Source organism: Nitratireductor sp. XY-223 (assembly GCF_004959855.1).
Taxonomy (GTDB): domain Bacteria; phylum Pseudomonadota; class Alphaproteobacteria; order Rhizobiales; family Rhizobiaceae; genus Hoeflea_A.
Genome location: NZ_SPNT01000037.1, coordinates 1 through 2500, shown reverse-complemented (window position 1 = coordinate 2500; position 2500 = coordinate 1). Strand labels below are relative to the sequence as shown.

Sequence of the window (2500 nt, the reverse complement as noted above, 5' to 3'; positions counted from 1 at the left end):
TCACCGCCTTACTGATCCTAACCAAACTGCGAATACCGAAGAGTACTGCTCGGCAGACACACGGCGGGTGCTAACGTCCGTCGTGGAGAGGGCAACAACCCTGACCTCCAGCTAAGGTCCCCAAGTTATGGCTAAGTGGGAAAGGATGTGAGGATCCCAAAACAACCAGGATGTTGGCTTAGAAGCAGCCATCATTTAAAGAAAGCGTAACAGCTCACTGGTCTAAATAAGGGTCTTTGCGCCGAAAATGTACCGGGGCTCAAGCCATACACCGAAGCTGAGGGCTTGCTTTTGCAAGCGGTAGCGGAGCGTTCCGTAGGTCCGTGAAGGGATACCCGTGAGGGGTCCTGGAGATATCGGAAGTGCGAATGCTGACATGAGTAACGATAAAGGGAGTGAGAGACTCCCTCGCCGAAAGACCAAGGGTTCCTGCTTAAAGTTAATCTGAGCAGGGTTAGCCGGCCCCTAAGGCGAGGCCGAAAGGCGTAGTCGATGGGAACGACGTTAATATTCGTCGGCCTGGCGGTAGTGACGGATCGCGTGTGTTGTCAGTCCTTATTGGATTGGTCTGGCAGCGAAGCGGTCCCGGGAAATAGCTCCGCCATATAGACCGTACCCGAAACCGACACAGGTGGTCAGGTAGAGCATACCAAGGCGCTTGAGAGAACTGCGTTGAAGGAACTCGGCAAATTGCACGCGTAACTTCGGAAGAAGCGTGACCTTCATGCGGGCAACCGTATGGGGGTGGCACAGACCAGGGGGTAGCGACTGTTTATCAAAAACACAGGGCTCTGCGAAGTCGCAAGACGACGTATAGGGTCTGACGCCTGCCCGGTGCCGGAAGGTTAAAAGGAGCGGTGCAAGCTGCGAATTGAAGCCCCGGTAAACGGCGGCCGTAACTATAACGGTCCTAAGGTAGCGAAATTCCTTGTCGGGTAAGTTCCGACCTGCACGAATGGCGTAACGACTTCCCCGCTGTCTCCAACGCAGACTCAGTGAAATTGAACTCCCCGTGAAGATGCGGGGTTCCTGCGGTCAGACGGAAAGACCCCGTGCACCTTTACTATAGCTTTACACTGGCATTCGTGTCGGCATGTGTAGGATAGGTGGTAGGCTTTGAAGCAGGAGCGCCAGCTCTTGTGGAGCCACCCTTGAAATACCACCCTTATCGTCATGGATGTCTAACCGCGATCCGTCATCCGGGTCCGGGACAGTGTATGGTGGGTAGTTTGACTGGGGCGGTCGCCTCCCAAAGAGTAACGGAGGCGCGCGATGGTAGGCTCAGACCGGTCGGAAATCGGTCGTCGAGTGCAATGGCATAAGCCTGCCTGACTGCGAGACTGACAAGTCGAGCAGAGACGAAAGTCGGTCATAGTGATCCGGTGGTCCCGCGTGGAAGGGCCATCGCTCAACGGATAAAAGGTACGCCGGGGATAACAGGCTGATGACCCCCAAGAGTCCATATCGACGGGGTTGTTTGGCACCTCGATGTCGGCTCATCGCATCCTGGGGCTGGAGCAGGTCCCAAGGGTTTGGCTGTTCGCCAATTAAAGCGGTACGTGAGCTGGGTTCAGAACGTCGTGAGACAGTTCGGTCCCTATCTGCCGTGGGTGTAGGAATGTTGACAGGAGCTGCCCCTAGTACGAGAGGACCGGGGTGGACACATCTCTGGTGGACCTGTTGTCGCGCCAGCGGCATAGCAGGGTAGCTATATGTGGAATGGATAACCGCTGAAGGCATCTAAGCGGGAAACCAACCTGAAAACCAGCAGTCCCCATAGAGCCGTGGAAGACGACCACGTTGATAGGCTGGATGTGGAAGTGCGGTAACGCATGAAGCTGACCAGTACTAATCGCTCAAACGACTTGATCGTTCCCATTACCAATGCCCATTTTTACCTGACCATGCAGCTTGTCCAAAAAGTCGAACAACTTTTTGGGCGCATGGTCTGCAAGCGCATAGCGCTTGAAAACTGTTCTCGCTCACGCGCGTACGCCCTGCGGGCTGCGCTGCGCGGGCGCGCCAAACGATTGGCGGCGCACACTTGTGCGCGTTGATTATTCTATGTCCTCACGGTTGAACGCGGCTGCGCCGCTAACCTGCGGACAGCGCGGCCAATACCGGCGGGTTCCCCGCCGTGGCCGACGCGCAGTCGCGCTTGCGAAGCCTTCGGCTTCGAATTCTTGTCCCATGTAAAACCATCAAGGGAAAAGAATACGGTGCAACGCACCGCAAGGCCGACCGGCCGTCGCCGCCCGTGCGGCGCGCCCGCGCAGGCCAGCTGCGTAAGCGGCGATGCGGCCGTGAGCGCATAAATACAAAGCCGGACAGCCGGCAAAAACCAGCTTCTCAACTTTGCTCTTTGCCGACCTGGTGGTTATGGCGGGGTGCCTGCACCCGTTCCCATCCCGAACACGGCCGTGAAACACCCCTGCGCCAATGGTACTTCGTCTCAAGACGCGGGAGAGTAGGGCGCCGCCAGGTCCGCAAATAGCAAAAC

2 rRNA genes (1 of these 2 cut by a window edge) are annotated in these 2500 nt (G+C 56.8%); both read left to right on the top strand.

Annotated elements, in window-relative coordinates:
• Window positions 1-1873 (top strand): 23S ribosomal RNA (locus E4M07_RS28635); it begins 1191 nt to the left of the window's first position.
• A 496-nt stretch (window positions 1874-2369) separates the two neighbouring features.
• A 5S ribosomal RNA gene (rrf, locus tag E4M07_RS28630) occupies window positions 2370-2484 on the top strand.
• Window positions 2485-2500: the final 16 nt, after the last annotated feature.